Source organism: Pseudaeromonas sharmana (assembly GCF_042649925.1).
GTDB classification, from domain to species: domain Bacteria; phylum Pseudomonadota; class Gammaproteobacteria; order Enterobacterales; family Aeromonadaceae; genus Pseudaeromonas; species Pseudaeromonas sharmana.
This window is the reverse complement of the sequence record NZ_JBHSAF010000015.1, coordinates 41,545-64,660: the sequence shown is the minus strand read 5'-3', so window position 1 is coordinate 64,660 and position 23,116 is coordinate 41,545. Positions and strand designations below refer to the sequence as shown.

The 23,116-nt window shown below is 61.1% G+C and carries 19 protein-coding genes; 14 read left to right on the top strand and 5 right to left on the bottom strand.

Going from position 1 to position 23,116, the window contains the following annotated elements:
* The first annotated feature begins 85 nt into the window (after positions 1-85).
* The 9 genes from ACFOSS_RS15005 (at position 86) to ACFOSS_RS14965 (ending at position 9,384) form a co-directional block, all read left to right on the top strand.
* On the top strand, positions 86-1,732 hold the full coding sequence (locus ACFOSS_RS15005; RefSeq protein WP_377154071.1) for an alpha-amylase family glycosyl hydrolase: 1,647 nt from the start codon (positions 86-88) through the stop codon (positions 1,730-1,732).
* A gap of 154 nt (positions 1,733-1,886) precedes the next feature.
* Positions 1,887-2,330 carry a hypothetical protein gene (locus ACFOSS_RS15000; protein WP_377154069.1) on the top strand — a complete coding sequence of 148 codons (444 nt, stop codon included), beginning with the start codon at positions 1,887-1,889 and terminating at the stop codon, positions 2,328-2,330.
* A gap of 266 nt (positions 2,331-2,596) precedes the next feature.
* Positions 2,597-3,166 (top strand): ZrgA family zinc uptake protein, encoded by a 570-nt coding sequence (locus tag ACFOSS_RS14995; RefSeq protein ID WP_377154067.1) that lies wholly within the window; start codon positions 2,597-2,599, stop codon positions 3,164-3,166.
* Between the two features lie 4 nt (positions 3,167-3,170).
* Positions 3,171-3,854, top strand: coding sequence for an ABC transporter ATP-binding protein (locus tag ACFOSS_RS14990; RefSeq protein ID WP_377154065.1), 684 nt, complete (start codon positions 3,171-3,173; stop codon positions 3,852-3,854).
* Positions 3,848-5,095 (top strand): ABC transporter permease, encoded by a 1,248-nt coding sequence (locus tag ACFOSS_RS14985; RefSeq protein ID WP_377154064.1) that lies wholly within the window; start codon positions 3,848-3,850, stop codon positions 5,093-5,095. The genes ACFOSS_RS14990 and ACFOSS_RS14985 overlap by 7 nt, the downstream gene beginning before the upstream one ends.
* A gap of 14 nt (positions 5,096-5,109) precedes the next feature.
* Positions 5,110-5,583 (top strand): DUF3299 domain-containing protein, encoded by a 474-nt coding sequence (locus ACFOSS_RS14980; RefSeq protein WP_377154061.1) that lies wholly within the window; start codon positions 5,110-5,112, stop codon positions 5,581-5,583.
* 197 nt (positions 5,584-5,780) lie between these two features.
* A complete protein-coding gene (locus tag ACFOSS_RS14975; RefSeq protein WP_377154059.1) occupies positions 5,781-7,187 on the top strand; it encodes an alkaline phosphatase in 1,407 nt (468 codons plus the stop codon).
* Between the two features lie 23 nt (positions 7,188-7,210).
* A complete protein-coding gene (locus ACFOSS_RS14970; protein WP_377154058.1) occupies positions 7,211-8,590 on the top strand; it encodes an alkaline phosphatase in 1,380 nt (459 codons plus the stop codon).
* 56 nt (positions 8,591-8,646) lie between these two features.
* Positions 8,647-9,384, top strand: coding sequence for a hypothetical protein (locus ACFOSS_RS14965; RefSeq protein WP_377154056.1), 738 nt, complete (start codon positions 8,647-8,649; stop codon positions 9,382-9,384).
* A 370-nt stretch (positions 9,385-9,754) separates the two neighbouring features.
* On the opposite strand, the gene groL is transcribed toward ACFOSS_RS14965, so the two are convergent.
* From groL to ACFOSS_RS14950, 3 genes are all read right to left on the bottom strand, one after another.
* Entirely contained in the window at positions 9,755-11,392 is a 1,638-nt protein-coding gene (gene groL, locus ACFOSS_RS14960; RefSeq protein WP_377154054.1) for a chaperonin GroEL, read from the bottom strand.
* Positions 11,393-11,447: 55 nt separating this feature from the next.
* Positions 11,448-11,741: a co-chaperone GroES gene (locus tag ACFOSS_RS14955; RefSeq protein WP_377154052.1), complete on the bottom strand. Its 294-nt coding sequence runs from the start codon at positions 11,739-11,741 to the stop codon at positions 11,448-11,450.
* 137 nt (positions 11,742-11,878) lie between these two features.
* Complete coding sequence (locus tag ACFOSS_RS14950) at positions 11,879-12,385, bottom strand: FxsA family protein (protein ID WP_377154050.1); 507 nt, start codon at positions 12,383-12,385, stop codon at positions 11,879-11,881.
* A 266-nt stretch (positions 12,386-12,651) separates the two neighbouring features.
* On the opposite strand from ACFOSS_RS14950, the gene aspA reads away from it, so the two are divergent.
* The 3 genes from aspA (at position 12,652) to dsbD (ending at position 16,403) form a co-directional block, all read left to right on the top strand.
* The gene (gene aspA / locus ACFOSS_RS14945; protein WP_377154048.1) at positions 12,652-14,136 is read left to right on the top strand and encodes an aspartate ammonia-lyase; all 1,485 of its coding nucleotides are present in this window, start codon (positions 12,652-12,654) and stop codon (positions 14,134-14,136) included.
* Positions 14,137-14,236: 100 nt separating this feature from the next.
* Positions 14,237-14,569 carry a divalent-cation tolerance protein CutA gene (gene cutA, locus ACFOSS_RS14940; protein WP_377154046.1) on the top strand — a complete coding sequence of 111 codons (333 nt, stop codon included), beginning with the start codon at positions 14,237-14,239 and terminating at the stop codon, positions 14,567-14,569.
* On the top strand, positions 14,550-16,403 hold the full coding sequence (gene dsbD, locus ACFOSS_RS14935) for a protein-disulfide reductase DsbD (RefSeq protein WP_377154044.1): 1,854 nt from the start codon (positions 14,550-14,552) through the stop codon (positions 16,401-16,403). Before cutA ends, dsbD begins: the two co-directional genes overlap by 20 nt.
* A 65-nt stretch (positions 16,404-16,468) precedes the next feature.
* Here the strand turns inward: dsbD and glnE are convergent, their stop codons facing one another.
* Positions 16,469-19,330 (bottom strand): bifunctional [glutamate--ammonia ligase]-adenylyl-L-tyrosine phosphorylase/[glutamate--ammonia-ligase] adenylyltransferase, encoded by a 2,862-nt coding sequence (gene glnE, locus ACFOSS_RS14930; RefSeq protein ID WP_377154042.1) that lies wholly within the window; start codon positions 19,328-19,330, stop codon positions 16,469-16,471.
* A gap of 108 nt (positions 19,331-19,438) precedes the next feature.
* Entirely contained in the window at positions 19,439-20,974 is a 1,536-nt protein-coding gene (locus tag ACFOSS_RS14925; RefSeq protein WP_377154040.1) for a CYTH and CHAD domain-containing protein, read from the bottom strand.
* A 162-nt stretch (positions 20,975-21,136) separates the two neighbouring features.
* Between ACFOSS_RS14925 and ACFOSS_RS14920 the strand changes: the two genes are divergently transcribed.
* Both ACFOSS_RS14920 and ACFOSS_RS14915 read left to right on the top strand, forming a co-directional pair.
* Entirely contained in the window at positions 21,137-21,817 is a 681-nt protein-coding gene (locus ACFOSS_RS14920; protein WP_377154038.1) for a TIGR00153 family protein, read from the top strand.
* A gap of 17 nt (positions 21,818-21,834) precedes the next feature.
* Complete coding sequence (locus tag ACFOSS_RS14915; RefSeq protein ID WP_377154035.1) at positions 21,835-23,100, top strand: inorganic phosphate transporter; 1,266 nt, start codon at positions 21,835-21,837, stop codon at positions 23,098-23,100.
* The last annotated feature ends 16 nt before the right edge of the window (positions 23,101-23,116 follow it).

Here is a 23,116-nt window from a genome sequence, read left to right as displayed (position 1 = left end):
AGGTGCGGAACCCGGTAGCGTCTCACAGACGCTACCGCTCCTCCGCCCCTAGAATAAGGCCTTTTCATCCACCCAAAGGATCATCATGCGCCCTTCCGTGCTCATCACTGCGCTGTGCAGCGGTTTGCTGGCCTGCTCGCAGGGAGTCACGCCCCCTGCCGCGACACCGGCTGCGCCCACTCAGGCGGTCGCCAAGAAAGTCGAGGCCACCTCAGCGATACTGGATATGCAACCTGTGGCTGCCCAGCCCCCCCACAGCGCACTGCCGGCCCACTGGTCGCAAGGCGCGGTGTTTATCGAGATCTATGTCCGTGGCTACAAAGATTCTAACGGCGACGGCATCGGTGATTTTCGCGGCTTAACCAGTCAGCTCGACTACCTGCAACAACTGGGTATTCAAGGCATCTGGCTGATGCCGGTCAATCAGAGCCAGGATCGCGACCACGGCTATGCGGTCACGGATTACCGCAAGGTTGAAGCGGATTACGGCACCGAGGCGGACTTCCGCGAATTTATCGCCCAGGCCCATGCCCGCGGTATAGGCGTCATCATGGACTATGTGATCAACCACAGCGCCTACCAGAACCCGCTGTTTCTCGACTCGAAGAACCGCTTGAACGACAAGCGCGACTGGTATGTGTGGCAGGATCATGACCCGGGTTGGGTCAACTGGGATAACAGCGAAAGCTGGCACCGGGTGAAGCCAACGCATGACTACTACTACGGCGTATTCTGGGAACAGATGCCGGACTTCAATCTGAAAAACCCCAAGGTCCTGACCTATCATCACGACAACCTGCGCTATTGGATGAACCTGGGGGTCGACGGTTTCCGTTTCGATGCCGTCGGCCAGTTAGTGGAAAACGGCAAACACGCCTATGAGTCGCAACCGGAAAACAAGGTGATACTGCGCGATCTGCAACAACTGATCGGCGGCAGCTACCCGAACGGATTCATGGTCTGTGAAGAGCCAACCGACCCTATCGGCGCCGCCAGTAAAGAAGCCTGTGGCTCGGCCTTTGCGTTTGGCTTCAACGATGCAGTGCGAGCCTCGGTTCGCGCCGGCGAAGTGACCCCCGACCTCAAACGGGTGTTATCCAGCTACCCGCTGGCCAACATGGGACTCATCCTGGGGAGCCACGACTCCTACGCCGGCGAACGCCTGATCGAGGCCTTCTCCGGTGACGAAACCAGATACCGACTGGCCGTCGCCACCCAGCTGACGCTGCCCGGCCAGCCGTTCATCTACTACGGCGAAGAGATCGGCATGGGGCACAGTGCCGGCAACGGCGGTGACTGGGCGCTGCGTGCGCCAATGAGCTGGAGTGCCAGCGGCGGTTTCAGCAGCAGTAGCCAGCTGTTCCGCGGCCCGGCGGAGAATCTGGCGCGCTATAACGCCGCCGATCAACAGGCCAGCCCTGACTCGCTATGGCACTTCTATCAACAGCTCATCGCGTTGCGCAAGAGCAATCCGGCGTTGCGTTATGGCGACCTGACCCTGCTGACCCAGGACAGCACCCTGAGTTTCCTGCGCCAGACCAAGCAGCAGACGGTACTGGTGGCGATCAACTATGCCTCCCAACCTCACGCCGTGACGCTGCCAACCGGCATGGCCAACAGTCAGTGGCAACCGCTGTTTGGTAACCCGGCATCGCTGCAGGCCTCCGGCAGCGGCGACCTGTCGCTGCAGGTTCCCGCTGGCACGACACAGATCTGGCGATTAAAACGCTAAATACCGCCGCTTTCGGGCCCGCAGGTCGGGCCCGAGTGATCCGCTTGGCTATTTACTGCGCAAAAGATAGAGTCATGAGTCTCATGTGGTTATCGTAGCCCTACCGCCGACGCGGTCTGATAACAACGACAAGCACAAGAGCACAGGAAACATCATGACCCACGAGGACTCTCCACTGCTGCTGGCGATGGCCAGCGCCCCGGTACAGATCTTTTTGCTCACCAGTCTGCAGGATGGTGACTTGTCCCCCCTGCAACGGCAGCAATTTGTCCGCCTGTCACAGGACGCTCATTTTCGCGAGCTGTTTGCCCCGTTACAACAACTGGGCTGTTCCGCCGCCCTCTGGCTGCATCAGGAGTACCTGCACCCGGATGGCCCCTTTCACCGGTTACAGCTGATTCGGCAACAACTGGAGGCAGGATTGAGTCCAGCGCACTGCCTGCTGTTCAAGCAACAGTTGCTGGCGTTTGGTGAAACCCTGATCCGCCTCGGGCACCTGCCCGCAGAACAGCAGGATTGTCTGATGCTGCATACCGGCGACATCATGCTCGATGGCCTGCACCAGATGCTGTTCGACCAGCCGGAGCCGGCGGACTAGGGGGCCACTGCGTGCAAGCGCACCAGCCGGCAGCATAGCCAGAACCGCCCCCAGGATCCGCTTGCTCCTGCCCGGCTGGCTGCAGTGCAGATCGCGTCATGACCCGACACAACTCGCCGCAGGACAGAACGCGGCGTCTTGCCGGCAGTGCGCGCTGGTGATCCGGTCACAGTGCCCCTCCACCGCGCCCCTGAGTAGGCCACCACTACCAAAACTGTCACATTTATCGGTTATTTCTGCTGTTTCCGGATCATCAAGGAGACGTCATGCATCCCTCTACCCTGCCCCTCACCGCCTGTATCCTGCTGCTGCCGTTAAGCGTCCTCGCCCAGGAACACGCCGCCCATGAACACGGCCACGGCGAACTCAACCTCGCCCTCGATGGCCAGCAACTGCTGATCGAGCTGCACGCCCCCGCCGCCGATCTGGTCGGCTTTGAACATGCACCGCGCACGACCCAGGAGCAGCAACAGCAAGCCCTGGCACTGCAGCACCTGCAACAGGCTGATCGTCTGTTTGTCCTGCCTGCCGCCGCCCGCTGCCAGCTGCAGCAGCAACAGGTGCATGACCATGCGGATGCCCAGGACGAGCACACTGCCGAGGCCGCCCATGCTAACGACTCAGCACACGAGCACGAGCACGAAGAAGATCATCAACACAGTGACATCCGGGCCGAATACTCCTTTGTGTGCCAACAACCCGAGCAGCTCAACAGCCTGACACTGACGCTGTTTAGCCACTACCCGACACTGCAAAAGCTGTCGCTGCAAGCCATTTTGCCTGGAGTGCCGGATCGCAACGAACTGAGCGCCAGCCAGCCGACTGTCACATGGTAATGCTATGAATGTCATTGAAATTGAGCAGCTGCGTTTTGCCTGGCCGAATGGCCAGGTCGTGCTCGACATCCCCGAGCTGCGGGTCCGCCGCGGCGAACGACTGTTTATCAAGGGTGCCTCCGGCTCCGGCAAGTCCACACTGCTGAGCCTGCTGGCCGGCATCCAGACCCCGCATCAAGGATCGCTGCGTGTGCTGGATCAACCGCTGGCGCGCCTCTCCTCCCGAGCACGCGATCGCTTCCGTGCCGACCATCTGGGTTACATTTTCCAGCAATTCAATTTGTTACCTTTTCTCGGCGTGCTGGATAACGTGCTGTGCGCACTGACATTTTCGGCCAGTAAACGCGCTCGCCTCGGCGGTGAAGCCCGCGCCGAGGCCCAGCGCCTGCTGGCAGCATTGCAACTACCGGAAACGCTGCACCAACGCCCGGTGCATAGCCTGAGCGTCGGCCAGCAACAACGCGTGGCGGCCGCACGGGCACTGATCGGCGCCCCGCCACTGGTGATCGCCGATGAGCCGACCTCGGCGCTGGACAGTGACAACCGTGGTGCCTTCCTGCAATTGCTGTTTGCCGAGTGTGAACGCCAGGGCAGCACCCTGCTGTTCGTCAGCCACGATGCCCAGCTCGAAACGCTGTTCGACCGCGCCGAGAGCATGCAGACACTGAACCGGAGGCTGGCATGCTGAAACTGGCGCTCTACAGTCTGCTGGCTCGCCGTCTGACGGCCGGACTGACGCTGCTGTCGGTCGCCATCAGCGTCATGCTGCTGCTGGGCGTGGACCGGCTGCAGAACCAGGCCCGTGACAGCTTTGCCAACACGGTATCTGGCACCGATCTGATCGTCGGCGCCCGTTCCGGTCCGGTAAACCTGTTGCTCTACTCCGTTTTCCGTATCGGCAACCCCACCAACAACGTTGGCTGGGACAGCTACCAGGCACTGAAATCCAATCCGGCCATCGCCTGGACCATACCGCTGTCGCTGGGCGACTCACACCGCGGCTTCCGGGTATTGGGTACCAATGACGACTATTTTCGCTATCTGCGCTACGGTCACCGTCAACCGCTGACGCTACAGGCGGGCCGCCCCTTCAGCAGTCCGCTCGAGGCGGTTCTGGGTGCCGAGGTAGCGAGAAAACTGGGCTACCGCCTGGGACAAGCCATCGTCGTCGCCCATGGTGCCGGCAAGGTCTCGTTCAGCCAGCACGACAACCTGCCCTTTACCGTGGTCGGCATACTGGCAGCGACCGGTACGCCGATCGATCGCACCGTTCATGTGCCGCTCGCCGGCATCGAGGCGATTCACTATGGATGGCAAGGTGGCATGCCGTCACAGGCCATCAACGCTGAGCAGGCCCGGCAACTCGACCTGACTCCCAGGACGCTGACCGCCTTTATGATCGGCCTCAAGAGTCCGATCCAGGCATTCCAGCTGCAACGCCAAATCAATACCTACAGCGCAGAGCCGCTGCTGGCCATCCTGCCCGGAGCCACGTTGCAGGAGCTGTGGAGCCTGATGGCCGTGGCGCAGACCGCACTGTCGGTGATTGCCGGTTTCGTCGTCATCGCCGGCCTGATCGGCATGCTGACCACCCAGCTGGCCAGTTTGGATGCCCGCCGCCGCGAACTGGCGATCCTGCGCTCGCTCGGTGCCGGACCTGGCTATCTGGCCCGGCTGCTCGGCGTCGAAGCCCTGCTGCTGACCTCGCTCGGTCTGCTGCTGGGCCTCGGTGGCCTCTATCTGGCCCAGGCGCTGGCCGCACCGCTGTTGCAGCAACAGTATGGTCTGCAACTGGCCTGGAGCTGGCCGGATGCCAGCCAATGGCAACGGCTGGCCGCCGTCTGGGGAGCAGGGCTGCTGGCAGGCTTGTTACCAGCACTGCGTGCCTACCGCTACAGCCTGAGCGATGGCATGACCATCCGCGTCTGAAGGGAGCAATATCGATGTTACGTTTTTGGATCGTACTCAGCCTGTGGGGGCTGGCCAGCACGGGGTTCGCCGCAGATTACCGCGAACTGAACTGGAAGAATCTGCTGGCCCCTGGCGAGCAGGCGGCTGTCCAGGCCACAACCAGCAACCAGCATAATCAGGTGGCGCCCCAAGTCAGCGCCGCCGTGAATCCAGCGCTCGACCGCCACGCCGTCAGCCTGTCGGGCTACGCCGTGCCACTGGAGGGCGATGGCCAGACCGTGACGGCCTTCCTGCTGGTGCCGTTTTTTGGTGCCTGCATTCATGTCCCGCCGCCGCCCACCAACCAGGTCGTGTTCGTGCAGATCCCCGGCGGAGTGCCGGCGGATGCGCTGTGGGATGCCATCAAGGTCAGTGGCCGTCTGCGGGTCGAGGATGCGCACAGCGATCTGGCCAATGCCGGTTATCGGCTGGAAGCGGATGCGGTCATCCCCTATGCCGGCCAATAAGCACAAAACAAAAATGAATTAATATGCAATCTGCACAACAGGAAAACACATGGGCATGTAACGTTATAATATAACAATCAACATGTTATCAGTAAGCCACCAAGATGCGGGCATAATAACTCTTAACAATAATTAAATAAAAATGTCACTCCCCTCTCCTAGCATCAGCGTCACTTTCAGCCAAGGAGAGACACACAATGTACAAAATGGCCCCCCTCGCCCTGTTGCTGTCAGCCGGTTTGCTGCTGGCTGGTTGCAACAGTGATAGCAACGACGACACCCAGAGTTCGACCCCCAAGAACGTGATCTTTTTCCTCGGTGACGGCATGGGCATCACCACCCTGACCGCCACTCGCATCTATGCCGTCGGCGAAGAGGGTAATCTGACCATCGATACGCTGCCGGAAACGGCGTTCATCAAGACCTACTCCCACGATGCGCAGGTGACGGACTCAGCCCCCTCGATGGCCGCCTACATGACCGGGGTCAAGAGCAATAACGGCGTCATCTCCATGGACAGCGATGCCACCCAGCTGGCCGACTGCAGCCAGAGTGCCGGCAAACCGGTGACCACACTGTTGGAGCTGGCCAAGGCCAAGGGCATGGGCACCGGCGTGGTGACCAGCACCCGGGTAACCCATGCCACCCCGGCCGCCACCTATGCCCATATCTGTAACCGCGATCTGGAAACCGACATCGCAGCCCAACTGGTTCCTGGTGGCAGTGGCTTCAACAGCGCGCTGGGTGATGGCGTCGACGTGATACTCGGTGGCGGCAGCAAACAGTTCCTGCCGAAGGCCAACTCCGGCAGCCGTAGCGATGGCCGCAATCTGATCACCGAACTGCAGGCCAAGGGCTATACCTATGCCAGCAACCTCAACGAGCTGATCGCCGCCGATAACAGCAAGCCGCTGCTCGGCCTGTTCAACGGCAGCCACCTGTCGTATGACCTGGATCGTCTCAATGGCAAGGCACCGACCGAGCCTGCGCTCGCCGACATGACCTCCAAGGCCATCGACATGCTGAGCCAGAAGGAGAAGGGATTCTTCCTGATGGTCGAGGGTGGCCGTATCGACCACGCCCTGCACGACACCAATGCCAAGCGCTCGCTGCAGGATACCGTCGCCTTTGACAATGCCATCAAGGTCGCCATCGACAAGATGCGCGTCATCGATCCGGATCTGAAAAACACCCTGATCGTCGTCACGGCCGACCACGACCATACACTGGTGCTGAACGGTTATGCCCAGCGCACCGGCAAAACCACCAGCAGCCAGGCCGGCGTGCTCGGCGTGGTCAAGAACTACGGTGGCAGCAACATCGGTCAACCCTCGCTGGACGCCGATGGTGCCCCCTATTCCATCATCGGTTTCGGTAACGGTTCCAATCGCGTAGATGGACCGCGCACCGCCATCGACGACGCCATGACCAGCGCCGATGACTACCGCCAGGAAGTCGTATTTAACATCGGCGGCCCGGGCAGCGAGACCCACGGTGGCACCGATGTCTTCCTGGGCGCCATCGGTCACGATGCCGACAGCTTCCACGGTGTCATCGAAAATACCGCCGTCTTCAACAAACTCAAAACCGCCGCCGGCCTGTAAGCGCCAGACAAGGAGTCCACGACATGTTCAAACCCATGATACTCAGCAGTGCCGTCCTGATGGCCCTTCTCTCCACCGGTGTCCAGGCGGCAACGGCCAAAAACGTCATCTTCTTCCTCGGCGATGGCATGGGGCCGACTACGGTCACCGCCACCCGCCTGTACAAGGTGGGAGAAGCCGGTCAACTGACCATGGAGACGCTGGACCACACAGCGCGCATCAAGACCTTCTCCCATGACGCCCAAACCACCGACTCGGCACCATCGATGTCGGCCTACATGACCGGCGTCAAGATGAATAACGAAGTGATCTCGATGAGTGCCGATACCGTCGCCGAATCCCCGGTCAAGGATGCCAATGGCAACAACGGCCTCAGTGGTTGTGCCAGCAGCAATGGTCAGGCCGTCAGCACCCTGCTGGAGCTGGCCAAGGCCAAAGGGAAGGCCGTCGGCGCCGTCACCACCACGGAGCTGACGCACGCCACGCCGGCCGCCACCTATGCCCACGTCTGTCACCGTGATGCCGCCTATGACATCGCGGCCCAGGCCATCCCTGGCGGTGCCGGTTTCAACAGCGCCCTTGGCGATGGTGTCGATGTCCTGATGGGCGGCGGGGCCAACTACTGGACGCCCTATGACAAGGACAACAACAAGCGCGGCCGCGCCGATGGTCGCGATCTGATGGCCGAACTCAAGGCCCAGGGCTATGCCACCGCCACCACCAAGAGTGAGCTGGCGGCCGTGGATCCGGCCAGCAGTTCACGGCTGATTGCGCTGTTTAGCAAAACCTCGCACCTGGACTATGACCTCGATCGTCAGGCCAATAGCGCCAGCACCCAACCCTCACTGTCCGAGATGACCAGCAAGGCCATCGACCTGCTGTCCAAGAACCAGGACGGCTACTTCCTGATGGTCGAAGGCGGGCGCATCGACCATGCGCTGCACGGCACCAATGCCAAGCGCGCGCTGCAGGACGCCTCGGCATTCGATGATGCCATCAAGACGGCACTGGGCAAGGTAGATCTGAAAAACACGCTGATCGTCGTCACCGCCGACCATGACCACACCATGACCATCAACGGTTACTCTGCCAAGGGCAACAATGTGCTGGATCTGGTCAAGGAAGGCAGTGACAAGACCATCAAACGCGATATCAACGGCAATGCCATCACCACACTGGCATTTGGTAACGGTCCGAACCGCAAACAGGTGCGCGAGGATCTGACCAGCGAGCAAGTCATGGCCGACAGCTACCTGCAAGAGAGTGGCGTCAAGCTGGGCTCTGAAACCCACGGTGGCGGCGATGTCATGCTGTTCGCCAAGGGAATCAACGCCGACCTGTTCAAGGGCACACTGGATAACACCAAGGTGTTCGACAAGGTTAAAACTGCGCTCGGCCTGTAACAGTATCCGTGTCTTGGCAGGCCCGCAGGGCCTGCCTTTTTGTCTTAGAGGTCGACATGAACCCTTTCCAGTTCGCGCTGCTGCTGGCGATCTTACTGCCATTTTCCTGCCTCGCCGCCGACACGCCGGAGCCGGGCGAAGAGAGCCCGCTCCCCCCGGTCCAGGCATTGATCTCCTATGTTACCCTTGAAGTGAGTCCGGATGGCATCACGCAACAACACAGCTACAAGGAGCGCTGGATCCGCGATGGCGACATGCTGTGGAGCGAACGCCTGATTCCGTTACCGGTAGCTCGTGCCTTCCATCTGCAACACGACACGGCCAAGACGCCGCACAAACACTTCATGTACCAGATGGCCGCACGCTGGGTCAGCCGCCAGCCCGATGGCTCGCTGGAACTGAACTATGCCGACGCCTACCACCGCAATCTGGTGCACTACCCGCCCATCGAGTACAGCCAATCCGGGTTTGTGCCCGACTGGCCACGCCTGAACCGTTTGATTGCGCCCAGCACCCTGGCCCTGATGCAGCCGGAGGCGGAGTCACCTGCGCAGGACACCTTGCCGGACCTGGCCCGCGATGCTCGCTGGTACCGCCTGGAGCAGAACAACCAGATCCTGCGCGTACTCTGGTCGCAAGAGTGGCAGCTGGCGCTGGCGGTAGAGCGCCACACCCGCGATGGCTACAAGCAGTACCGGATGAATGTGACGCTTAAACCTGGCCTGCCCACTCCGCGCCCCTGGCAGCAGCTGGCCGATTACAACAACAAGGAGATCAGCGACTTCTTCGACTGATGCCCCCGCTCGGCCGCCGGGTGCGGCCATACTCCCCCTCGCCGCGTGTTCACCGGCCACCACACCGACACAGAGCCCGCAGCCGCAACCCGTACTGTGTTCACCTGGGCCATTGCAGCCCAGCCATCACACCGGGAGCTGGGGCCATGGGCCGGATAAACAGGATGAAGAGGATGCCGGCGAGTTAACCGGATGGATGCGGCAACGTCTGCCGTCAGTAGCCGGATTATTGCACCGGGAGACTACCGGCGTGTCGCATGGTCAAGGGCATGGCATCAGCGACATGCGCCGCCAGACAGCCTGGCAGCAGGACATAAAAAAAGGCCGGTTTTTAACCGGCCTTTTTCATGTTTTTGCCTGAGCGGGCTGATTACATCATGCCGCCCATGCCACCCATGCCGCCCATATCCGGGGCTGCCGGGGCATCCTTCTTCGGCAGGTCGGTGACCATGCACTCGGTGGTCAGCATCAGGCCAGCCACGGAAGCGGCGAACTGCAGCGCAGAACGGGTGACCTTGGTCGGATCCAGAATACCCATCTCCAGCATGTCGCCGTAGACCTCGGTGGCGGCGTTGTAACCGAAGTTACCTTCGCCTTCACGCACACGGTTGGCGACCACTGACGGCTCTTCACCGGCGTTGGCGACGATCTGACGCAGCGGGGCTTCCATGGAGCGCAGGGCCACACGGATACCAACGGTCTGATCTTCGTTGTCACCCTTCAGCTCGGCCAGCTTGGCCGCAACACGTACCAGGGCGACACCACCACCGGCGACCACACCCTCTTCGACCGCAGCACGAGTCGCGTGCAGGGCGTCATCGACGCGGGCCTTCTTCTCTTTCATCGCCACTTCGGTGGCCGCGCCGACCTTGATAACCGCAACGCCGCCAGCCAGCTTGGCCACACGCTCTTGCAGCTTCTCCTTGTCATAATCGGAGGTAGATTCCTCGATTTGCTGACGGATTTGCGCAACGCGGGATTCGATGGCAGAGACTTCACCGGCACCATCGATGATGGTGGTGTTGTCCTTGGTGATCACCACGCGCTTGGCACGGCCCAGATCTTCCAGCGTGGTCTTCTCCAGCTCCATACCGATCTCTTCAGAGATCACGGTACCGGCAGTCAGAATGGCGATGTCTTGCAGCATGGCCTTGCGGCGATCGCCGAAGCCCGGAGCCTTGACAGCCGCTACCTTGACGATGCCACGCATGGTGTTGACCACCAGGGTCGCCAGCGCTTCGCCTTCAACGTCTTCAGCCACCAGCAGCAGCGGCTTGCCGGCCTTGGCCACGCCTTCGAGCACTGGCAGGATTTCACGGATGTTGGCGATCTTCTTGTCTACCAGCAGGATGAACGGATCTTCCAGTTCGACAGAGCCGGTATCCGGCTTGTTGATGAAGTAGGGTGACAGGTAGCCGCGGTCAAACTGCATCCCTTCCACCAGATCCAGCTCGTCGTGCAGACCGGTACCGTCTTCGACGGTGATAACACCATCGCGGCCAACCTTCTCCATTGCTTCGGCGATCAGGTTGCCGACAGTGGCATCGGAGTTGGCAGAAATGGTACCGACTTGTGCGATGGCCTTGGTATCCGCGCAAGGCACGGACAGCGTCTTGAGCTCACCCACAGCGGCTTCCACGGCCTTGTCGATACCGCGCTTCAGATCCATCGGGTTCATGCCGGCGGCAACGGCCTTCAGACCTTCGGTGACGATGGCTTGTGCCAGCACAGTTGCGGTAGTGGTACCGTCACCGGCGGCGTCGTTAGCCTGGGAAGCGACTTCCTTGACCATCTGGGCGCCCATGTTCTGGAACTTGTCTTCCAGTTCAATCTCTTTGGCAACGGTTACGCCGTCTTTGGTGATGAGCGGAGCGCCATAGGACTTGTCCAGCACCACATTACGGCCTTTCGGGCCCAGGGTGACCTTGACAGCGTTAGCCAGAACATTGACACCCTCGAGCATCTTCACACGGGCATCGTTACCGAACAGAACGTCTTTTGCAGCCATGTTTCACAATCCTTAAATAGGTAAGAGTTAAGAGAAAGATGTCCCCAGGGGACTATTACTCTTCGACGATCGCCAGGATGTCGGTCTCGGACAGGATCAGGACTTCCTGACCATCCAGCTTCTCGGTCTTGGTGCTGTAACCTTCGTTGAAGATCACCTTGTCACCGACCTTGACCGCTAACGGCTTGACGTCACCATTGTCCAGGATACGACCCGTACCGACCGCCAGAACCTCACCTCGGGTGGACTTCTGGGCTGCAGAGCCCGTCAGGACGATGCCGCCGGCAGATTTGGCTTCGACTTCAGTACGCTTGATGATGACGCGGTCATGTAATGGACGGATTTTCATCGATAACTCTCCTAATGAGTGTTGTTACCTTAACAACGGCCATCTATGGCCGAATTCGATATTCACTGACGCCTCCCGATCTGGGGTCACTTTTCCCAGCTTCAAGGGGCATCGCCAAATTTTTTTTACCCTGGAGCTTACTCCTGGTCCTTGCGCTCAAACTCACCCTCTATGGTGGTGCCCCCACGCGCGTTGCGATCCGACGGCGCAGCGCGCTGATCGGGTTCGACTCGCTCAAACGGTGGCGGCGTTGCCGAGCGCGGGGAGCGCCCGGCGCTGAGATTAGAAAACAGGCGGACACCCCGGCTCAACACCCAGGCCGTCAACGCTTTGCGCACCAGAGGTTGCAACAGCACCAGGGCCAGCAAATCGCTGATGAAACCCGGGAAGATGAACAGGAAACCGGCAACCGGTAACCAGATGCCCTGCAGCAGCTCGGTCGGCGACACCTCTCCGGCTTGCAGACGCGGTTGCAGCTTCAGCAGCGCCATGATGCCCTGCGAACGCACCAGCTGGGCACCGAGCACCGCGGCCACCACCATCAGCACCAGTGTCGTCACGGCACCGATGGCCGCACCGACCTTGATCAGCACCCAGATTTCGACAAAAAACAGCCCCAGCAGGCCGAGCAGCATTTTACCCATGGTCACCTCATCGCGAGTGCGGGTAACGGGCCCGCCAGTGTCATCAAAATGGGGGCGAATTCGATTATTTCAAGGGATCAGGCGTTTTTTAATCCGCTCGGCAGCCAGAACATTAATGATTCATACTGAATGCACGATTTCACGACAATATGATCGCCCTCGCAGGTGAGCTCATTGTCAGCGACTACACTGCTCTTAACCCCGTCCAGTAAGGAATGCGGACAACGGAACGTCATTTCAGGTCGGGGCTGTCGTCGAGGTGTCCCATGCATGAGTCTGACGTCCTAACCCCCATCGATAGCACCACGCTGCATGCGCTGCTCGATGCGCAACATTACCGCCTGGAGGAGGATCTGCTCGGTACCCTGCCGGTCCCCGCCGCTTGCTATTACGGTATCCATACGCTGCGCGCCCTCGAGAACTTTCACATCAGCGGACGTTGCATCAGCCAGATCCCGGCCCTGATTCGAGGCATGGTCGTGACCAAGAAAGCGGCGGCCCTGGCCAACGGTGAGCTGGGCACCTTGCCCGCCGAAATTGCCGCCAGCATAGTCCGCGCCTGCGACACCTTGCTGGAGACCGGCCTGGGGCTGGATCAATTTCCAGTCGATTTGTTCCAGGGCGGGGCCGGCACCTCGGTCAATATGAATACCAATGAAGTCCTGGCCAATATAGCGCTCGAACAGCTGGGGCACGTCAAAGGCGAGTACCAGTACCTGCACCCGAATGATCATGTTAATAAATGCCAATCCACCAACGACGCCTACCCGACCGGGCTGCGCGTCGCGCTGTATGACACCACCAGCCAGTTGTTGCCGGTGCTGCAGCAACTGATCGACGCGCTGGATGACAAGGCACACCAGTTCGACAACATCCTGAAGATGGGACGGACCCAGTTGCAGGATGCGGTGCCGATGACGCTGGGCCAGGAGTTTCATGCCTTTGCCGTCACGCTGCGCGAGGAGATCAAAAGCATTCGCCGCGCCCAGGCCCTGCTGCTGGAGGTTAACCTCGGCGCCACCGCCATCGGTACCGGCCTCAATACCCCGCCGGAATACTCGGCGCTGGCCATCGATCACCTGGCACGCCTCACCGGCCACCCCTTTGTGGCCGCCGAAGATTTGATTGAGGCAACCTCGGACTGCGGAGCCTACGTGATGTTGCATGGCGCCTTGAAACGGCTGGCGGTCAAGTTGTCGAAAATCTGCAACGACCTGCGCCTGCTCAGTTCGGGGCCAAGGGCCGGGCTTAACGAAATCAACCTGCCGCAGCGCCAGGCCGGCTCCTCCATCATGCCCGCCAAGGTCAACCCCGTGATCCCGGAAGTGGTCAACCAAGTCTGCTTCAAGGTGGTCGGCAATGATGTCACCATCACGCTGGCGGCAGAAGCCGGCCAGTTGCAACTCAATGTCATGGAGCCGGTGATCGCCGAGAGCCTGTTCGAGAGCTTGCAGTTGCTGCAACAAGCCTGTCGCACACTGGACGAAAAGTGCGTGCGCGACATCAGCGCCAATCCGGCGGTGTGTGAGGCGTATGTCTTTGCCTCGATCGGCATAGTGACACTGCTCGATCCGTTTATCGGTCATCAGGCCGGGGATCGGATCGGTAAAATCTGTGCCGCGACCGGGCGCAGTGTGCGTGATGTGGTCCTGGAGCTGGGGCTGATGAGCGCCGAGCAGCTCGATGAAGTCTTCTCCGTCGAGAACATGAAACACCCGGCCTACAAGGCGCGCCGCTTTCGCACCGAATGAGCCGGAGCAGAAGTGTGCAGGCAGGATTGCGCAACTGCCGTGATTTTGTCATCCGCCTTGGCTATAGTGGCTTCCCAGTGTTCCTCACTGGAGATCCGCTATGCACGATGCAATCCTGGTGCTCTGCACCAGCCCGAATGAGGGTGTCGCCACGCTGCTGGCCCGTCAGCTGATCGAAAATCGCCTGGCCGCCTGCGTCAATCTGATACCGGACACCCGCTCGATTTACCTGTGGCAAGGTAAAGTCGAGGAGAGTCAGGAGTGCCAGATGACGATCAAGACTCGCGCCAGTCTGTTCGCTCCGCTGCGCCGTTTTATTCGCCAGCATCATCCGTACGAGATCCCCGAAATCATTGCCCTGCCGGTCGCCGATATCGACGACGACTATCTGGCATGGCTACAAGAGGTAACTGATGTTTCTGAGGTTATTTAACTCGGGGGCGCTGCGGCAGTTCGTCAGCGCCCTGCTGTTCGGCATCTTGAGTCCGTGGGCAATCACAGCCTTCGCCCAGACCGCTCCCTCTGCCGACGACCTGCTCAATCAACTGGGCGTCGCCCAACCGGCCGCCACGCCCCGTTTCCTGCCTGCGGAACAAGCCTTTGCCGTGCAGCTGCAGGCCTATCCGGATCACGTCACCGTCACAATCGACATCGCCCCCGGCTACTATCTGTACCGCGACAAACTCAGCTGGCGCCTGCAATCCGGCGCCGCACCACAGGTCACCCTCCCCGCGGGCCAAGCGCATGCCGATGAGTTTTTTGGTACCACCGAGGTCTACACCGAGGTGCTGCAATTCGATATCCCGCTGCCGGTCCGGCAGGGTTCAGACCAGCTGACGCTGCATTATCAGGGTTGCACCACCGGCATGTGTTACCCGCCACGGCAGGTCCGCATCTCGTTGCAGGCCAGCCAGGAGAGCGAGACCAGCGGTGCGCCCGCCCGCCCCGCCGCCCAAGACGTGGGACAGGCCACATCCCCAGTGGCCGCGGACAGCGCTGCGATGCCTGAGGCGGCAGAGGATACCCCCCTCACGTCGACAAGCGGCACCGCACCGATGACCGCCCAGGCGGCACAGGGCGGTTGGCGCAGTGCGCTGTTATTTTTGCTGCTTGGCATCGGGCTGGCATTTACCCCCTGCGTACTGCCGATGTACCCCATCCTCAGTGCCATCATTCTCGGCCGTGGCGGGCTCAGCGGCCGGCGGGCGTTCACGTTGTCGCTGGCCTATGTGCAAGGCATGGCCCTGACCTATACGCTGTTTGGCCTCGCCGTTGCCTCGGTGGGCGCATCACTGCAGATCTGGCTACAACAGCCGCCGGTCCTGCTGGCCTTCAGTCTGTTATTCCTGCTGTTGGCGCTACCGATGTTCGGGCTGTTTGAACTGCAACTGCCTGCCAGCCTGCAAACCCGCTTGCAGCAGCTGGCTGGCCGCCAACAGGGCGGCTCCCTGCCTGGCGTATTGGTGATGGGAGCCCTGTCCGCCCTGGTCTGCTCGCCCTGCACCACGGCCCCGCTCTCCGGCGCCCTGCTCTATGTCGCCCAGGGGGGAGACTGGCGCCAGGGGGCCCTGCTGCTCTATCTGCTGGCATTCGGCATGGGGCTGCCACTGCTGCTGCTCGGCACCTTGGGCAACCGCTGGTTGCCGCGCAGTGGCATGTGGATGGTCCGCGTACGCCAGGTGTTTGGTTTTGTCTTGCTGGCCGCACCGCTGTTGCTGCTGTCGCGGCTGATGCCGGCGTGGTTGCCGCCGTTGATGTGGAGCCTGTGGCTGCTGGCGCTGTTGCTGTTCGTCGCCCTGCGTTGCCTGCCTGGCGGACAGTGGCGGCTGGCCGGGTTGGCTCTGGGTCCACTGCTGGCGTTGCTGCTCGGGTGGCAGCTGTGGCCGAGCCCGGTTGAGCGGCTGCCGTTTGAGACGGTTCAGGACTGGCCACAGCTGCAGCAGCGGCTCGCTCAAGCCCAACGTCAGGGGCAACCGGTGATGGTCGATCTCTATGCCGACTGGTGCAGCGCCTGCCATCAGTTTGAGCGGGAAACCTTCAGCGATCCGCGCGTACACCAGTCCCTGTCCGGCTATCTGTTACTGCGCGCCGATGTCTCGGCACCGGGCGATGCGCAAACCACCCTGTTGCGTCAGTTGCAGGTGCCAGGCTTGCCAGCGATCCTGTTCTATGACGACGGCGAAGCCCAAGGACGGATTGATGGCTTCCTGAATGCCGAGGCCTTTCTGGATGCGTTGCCAAGTTGCGAGCAACGCCAGTCCTGCTAGCTCGCTGCGCGATCCGGCCATCGCCAGACCGGCCACGGCATACCGCGGTGGCCGGTCCCGGTTGCTCAACCGCCGGAGCCCAGCAACTGCTGCCACAAGGCGGCAACCCAGCCACGCTCTGTCTGCAGCTCGCAGTCGGCCACAATCCGGCTGCGACCGGACAGGGTGCAGCGGTGAGCCAGATCGCGGATCGCCAGATAGGCGGCCTTCAATTGCCGGGCCTGTTCCGCGGTCAGCAGCGCGCAGTCGACACAGGCCTCGAAGATCCGCACGTTATCGCTCCAGCGCGTCATGTTCTGTGGCTCGGCATGGGCGTGTGCCAGCACCAGATACTGGGCGATGAACTCGATGTCAGTCATGCCACCGACCCCCTGTTTGAGATCGTATTCGCCCTCACCGCCCCGCAGCAGATGGCTGCGCATCTTGTCCCGCATCTCCACCACCTGCTGACGTAATGTCGATGCCTCACGCCGGCTTGCCAGCACCTCGGCGCGAATGCGCGTGAACTCGGCCACCAGCGACGGCTCGCCGACCACGGCCCGGGCCCGCACCAATGCCTGATGCTCCCAGGTCCACGCCTCATGGTGCAGATAGTGCTCATAGGCATGCAGCGACGAAACCAGCAGACCGGCGTCGCCGGAGGGGCGCAAACGCATATCCACTTCGTATAAAATTCCGGACGGAGTCCGGGTGCTGAACAGGTGCAGAATGCGCTGGGCCAGCCGGACATAGAATTGGCGCACATCAATTGGTTTGTCACCGTCGGTGACGCCGGACGGATCGCCACCGTGCAGGAACACCAGATCCAGATCCGAACCATAACCCAGTTCGATGCCACCCAGTTTGCCGTAGGCCACGACGCAGAAGCCGCGCTCGCCACTGAGAACCGTATGCGGAGGCACCCCATATCGCTCGGTCACTTGAGTCCAGGCCTGGGACACCACCTCGTCGAGAATGGCCTCTGCCAGCCACGTCAGGTGGTCGCTGACTTTCATCAACGGCAGGGCGCCGGCGATATCGGCGGCACTGATGCGCAACAGCTGGATCTGCTTGAACTGACGCAGCGCCTCCATCTGCTGCTCGACATCCTCTTCCGGTACCCGCATCAGATACTGCCGCAGCTCGTCGCGGTACTGCTCCAGTGGCGTAGGGTGATACAGGTGCTGCGGATCCAGCAGTTCGTCGAGCAGGATGGGATAGCGGGCCAACTGCCGCGCCACCACATCGCTGGCGGCACACAAGCGCAACAGTTGATTGAGTACACCCTGGTTCTCCACCATCAACTGCAAGTAGGCCGAACGCGTGATGATCTGCAGCAGCAGCCCCTGAATCCGCTCCAGCAGCACAGCCGGTGCCGGTTGCTGACAGATCAGCATCAACAGGCGCGGCATCAGCCGATTCAGCGCCTCGCGCCCCTGCGGGCCGATGGCCCGTCGCTGGCACTCACTGCGAAACCGCACCCACAAGCTGCTCATCGTCTCCGGTTCGCCGGCACAGACGGGGGCCAGCAACGGCGCGACCTCCGGCTCAGACAGGGGGGTCAACCACAGGTCTTCCCACAACTGCGGCACATCATCCTGCTCGCGCTCATCATCGCCGACCACAGCGACGAATTCAGTGCGCACGCGGGCCATGACTGCACCGAGCTGCTGGTAGAACGTCTCCCAGTCCGTGAATCCCAGCGCCGTCACCAAACGGCAACGGTCACGCTCCGAGTCCGGAAGCGTCTGCGTCTGTTGATCCGCAAACTCCTGCAACAGGTTCTCCACCCGGCGCAGGAAACGGTAATCGGCCAGCAAGGAGCGGGTCGTGGACGCAGGCAGCGCCCCACTGCGTCCCAGCTCGGTCAACACCTCGGGCAGATGCCGGATCTGCAGGCTGCGCTCGCGCCCACCGCGGATCAGCTGGTAAGCCTGAGCGATGAACTCCACCTCGCGAATACCACCGGCACCGAGTTTGATATTGTCCTTCAGCCCCTTGCGCCGCACCTCGGCTTCGATCATCGCTTTCATCTTGCGCAGTGCGTCGATGGCACCAAAATCGATATAGCGCCGATAGATAAAGGGGCGCAGCAGTTGTTGCAGGCTCTCGCCAGCCGGAGTCATGGGCCCGATCACACGCGCCTTGACCATGGCGTAGCGCTCCCAGCTGCGGCCATGATGCTGGTAGTAATCCTCCATCGCCGCAAAGCTGATCGCCAGGGGGCCGGCGTCGCCGAAGGGGCGCAGCCGCATGTCGACACGAAAGACCTGCCCCTCCTTGGTCATTTGGTGCAGCACGTTGATCAGCTGTTGCCCCAGGCGGATAAAGAAGGTCTGATTCTCCAGCGCCCGCCGCCCGCCGCGGGTCTGGCCGTTATCGGGATAGCAGAAGATAAGGTCAATGTCCGATGAGAAATTGAGTTCTCCCCCGCCCAGTTTGCCCATGCCGAGGATCACCAGCTCCTGCGGGGTATCCTCCTCATCATACGGGGTCCCCCACTCCTTGCAGGCCCGCGCGTACAACCAGTCACGCGCCTGGCTAATCAGGGTATCCGCCAGGCGGGTCAGGTGAATGAAACTCTCCTCGACCTCGGCATAGCCCAGTAGCTCACGCCAGGCAATCACCAGCATGGCTCGGCGGCGAAATAGCCGTAGCTGACGCTTGAGGCCCTCCTCATCGCTTACGGTATGCAGCAGAGCGGCCAGCTCAGAGCCATAAGACGGATGACGACAAGCCTGCTGCAGCTCACCGCTGGCCAGCAGTTGCAACAGCAGGTCAGGAAACTGAATCGCAGACTCGGCAATAAAATCGGACAGTGCAAACACGCGTTGCACTTCCGCAACATGGGGCTGGATCTGGGCCTGCTGACTCGCATCCAGCACCGCGAGGAAACGCTGCCATTGACGCTCGGCGAGGGCCAGCAGCAGAGGGGGAAGTTCGTGCATCGACAAAGACTCCTTGGCTCAGGCGGCAGCAACCGTCCGCCCGAGCATCAATCTAGCACCTTGATTTGCCGCCGGCAGCGACAGGAACAGAAAAGCGTTGCCCAGCCCTCAGACTGCGCCGGGCTCGCTATCTGCGAGGCGTTCACCATTGCGCCAATACGGCACCATGTCCAGCGCCTGCAGACGCCCTTGATCCAGCTCGATTAATCGTGGGGCAATCCGCTCGGTCAGCCACTCACCGAGCTCGAGTCGGGCCGAGGTCGGCAGCGTGGAAGCCAGCGCATCCAGCACGGCAAAATGCTCCAGCTCCTCCATCCGCCGCAACAGGTTCAACCAGGGCAGACGAAAACCCTGCTGCTCGTCAACATCAAACAACGCCGCAAAACTCACCCCCGCCAACAGGTTGCGCCTGAGCTTGCCGACCAGCATCAGATAGCTGTCCTCATCCAGGTGTGGCTCCTGCATCTCAGGCGCGTGTAGCTCCTGCCAGCTCTCCTCCAGCACCTGGCAGGCAAAGACCGCCAGCGGCTGCTGGCCAAGCGAGAGCACTTGCTGCTGTACCTGCCATAGCCAGGCACTGATTTCCAGCAACAAGGCGGTATAGCGCGAGGAGAGGCACAACGTCTGCATATCCGCCAACGAGGGCAATGCCTGCTGACGCGCCTGCAAGGCTGCCAGTACCGCATCATGCCCCTGCAGGCTGCGCAGGTAGTGACCCCGTTCTGAGGCCAAGCGCTCCAGCGCCTGCGCCTCATCGAGCCAGCCCAGCGATTGTTCCAGCCAGCCGAGCTCATCCTGCCAGGTGCGGGGAGCCAGCTCGACCAGGAGATCGGCAAAGAACTGCTGGGTTTGCTGTAACAGCGCCACGCCATTGCGCACCTGGGTCAACGCCGCCAGTGACGGGGTTTCCAGCAGCAACTGTTCATGGTACTGCCACTGCTCCAGAGCAAAGCCGAATACCGCCAGCAGTGCCGATCCGACGGTCATGTCGGCAGTGACGGGTACAAAGCCCATGCGCCGCACCTCCGGCTCCGGCGTCAATCCTGCCAGCCGGTAACCGCGCTGGGCCTTGGATTGACTCCCCAGACGCAGCCCGCCCAGCGACAGCAGCGATCGAGCCAGCGCAAACAGTGTCGACGGATCGCCGCTGACCACCTCCAGCTCCAGTTCATTCAGCGGCGCTTGCCGGCCATTGGCCTCGATCACGCCCCGATCGTAGGCCAGCTCGATTTCGGTACCGGCGCTCGGGCTGATGCGCCAGGCCTGGCGGCGAAAATCGGTCCGAAACTGCGGCCGCAGAGCAGCTTGCAGCTGTGTCAGATCGGTGCCAGCAGGCCAGAGGCTGGCCGGAAAGGCCGCGAGTTCAGGCCACTCACCGTTCACGGCCGTGGTGTATTCCGGGCGTTGATGCAAGCCGGCCACCGCCTGACCACCACACTTGATGGTCTGCTCGCGCTGACCGTTCTGACTGCGAATGCGCAAGCCGCAACGCCAACTACGTAACAATCGGTCATCGGTGTCGTAATAAATATTCCCCAACTGGCAATCGCTGGCAGAAAGGATCGCCTGATGCGCGATCCACTCCATCAGGTCTGATTGCAGATCGCGACTGACAAAAAACTTCAATTCTACTTCTGTGGTCATCGGAGGATCCGTCTAAAAGCCGAATGGCAGGACGAAACTGAACGGCAGTTAAACGCATATAATGACGAGAGGGTATAGCGGTATTCACCCTTGACCTCATCGGCTATCCTGCGCGCCGCCGCAAGTCGAATGAATAATAATTCACCAACATGGGTGCATGAGATGCCAGTTAATACCATATTGGGACTGTTTGCCAAGTCTCCGCTGAAACCGATGCAGCAGCATATGAACAAGGTGCATGAGTGCTCCGGCTATTTGCTGCCTTTTTTTGATGCCATTCTGGCCCGCGACTGGGTAGCCGCCAGCGAGTTACAGCAGCGTATCGATCACCTGGAGCGCGAGGCTGATCAGCTCAAACGCGGTATCCGCCTCCGTTTGCCCCATGGTCTGTTAATGCCTTTGGCCCGCACGGATTTGCTCGAGTTGCTGACCCAACAAGACAAGATTGCCAATCGCGCCAAGGACATCGCCGGCCTGATGCTCGGCCGGCAGCTTGGCTTTCCTGCCGAATTGGGCCCGGAGTTGCGCACCTACCTGCAGCGTTGCCAGGACGCGACCGCGCTGGCAACCAAGGCGATCAACGAACTGGATGATCTGCTGGAAACCGGCTTCCGCGGTCGCGAAATCGAGCTGGTCGAGCAGATGGTGCACCAGCTGGACGAGATCGAGGACGACACCGATCGCCTGCAGATCCGGCTGCGTCAAAAACTCTACACGCTGGAGTCCAGCCTCAACCCTGTTGATGTGATGTTCCTGTACAAGGTATTGGAAAACATCGGCGATCTGGCCGATCAGGCCGATCGTGTCGGCGCCCGCCTTGAGCTGATGCTCGCCCGCCGCTAACCGAAGAGAGCCCACAGATGGACATGATTGCTAACTATGGCACCACGCTGGTGCTGATTGCCGCTGCGTTCGGCTTCCTGATGGCCTGGGGGATCGGTGCCAATGACGTCGCCAATGCGATGGGCACCTCGGTCGGAACCCGCTCCCTGACCATACGCCAGGCGATCATCATCGCCATGATCTTCGAGTTTGCCGGTGCCTATCTGGCTGGCGGCGAGGTGACCTCGACCATCAAGGACGGCATCATAGATACAGTGGCGTTCGCCGGCCATCCGGAATGGTTGATCCTGGGCATGATTTCGGCACTGCTGGCCGCCGGAATCTGGCTGGTCCTCGCCTCCCATTACGGCTGGCCCGTCTCCACCACCCACTCCATCATAGGCGCCATCGTCGGTTTTGCCGTCGTCAGCGTCGGCGCCGAGGCCGTGCAATGGGGCAAGTTCGGCGGTATCGTCGGCTCCTGGATCATCACCCCTGCCATCTCCGGCCTGCTGGCCTATGGCCTGTTTATCAGTGTGCAGAAGTGGATTTTCAACACCCAGGATCCGCTGCAGAGCGCGCGGCGTGTCGGCCCGTTCTACATCTTCCTGACCGCGCTGGTGATCGCCATCGTCACGCTGCAAAAAGGACTCAAGCACGTAGGACTGCACCTGAGCACAGCGGAAGGCTTGTTGCTCTCGCTGGTGATATCGCTGCTGATCGGGACGCTCGGCTGGGTCATCATCCAGCGCCTGCGCTTCAACCCGGAGGCCGACCTGCAGATGCATTACACCAATGTCGAGAAGGTGTTCGCCATCTTGATGATCGTCACTGCCTGTGCCATGGCATTTGCCCATGGCTCGAACGACGTAGCCAACGCCATCGGTCCGTTGTCGGCCGTGGTCTCCACCGTCAGCCAGGCCGGCGCCGTTGCCGCCAAAAGCCACATCGACTGGTGGGTACTGCCGTTGGGGGCTGTCGGCATCGTCCTGGGTCTGGCCATCATGGGGCACAAGGTGATGGCCACCGTCGGTAGCGGTATCACCCAGCTGACACCGAGCCGTGGATTTGCCGCCCAACTGGCGACCGCTAGCACTGTGGTGATCGCCTCTGGTACCGGCTTGCCGATCTCCACAACCCAGACCCTGGTGGGAGCCATCATGGGAGTGGGCCTGGCCCGCGGCATCGCCGCGATCAACCTCGGCGTGGTACGCAACATCGTGGTCTCCTGGGTCATCACACTGCCTGCCGGTGCCGCGCTGGCGATTGGCATTTTCTATCTGTTGCGCTGGATGTTCCTGTAAATCCGTCACATCCGTC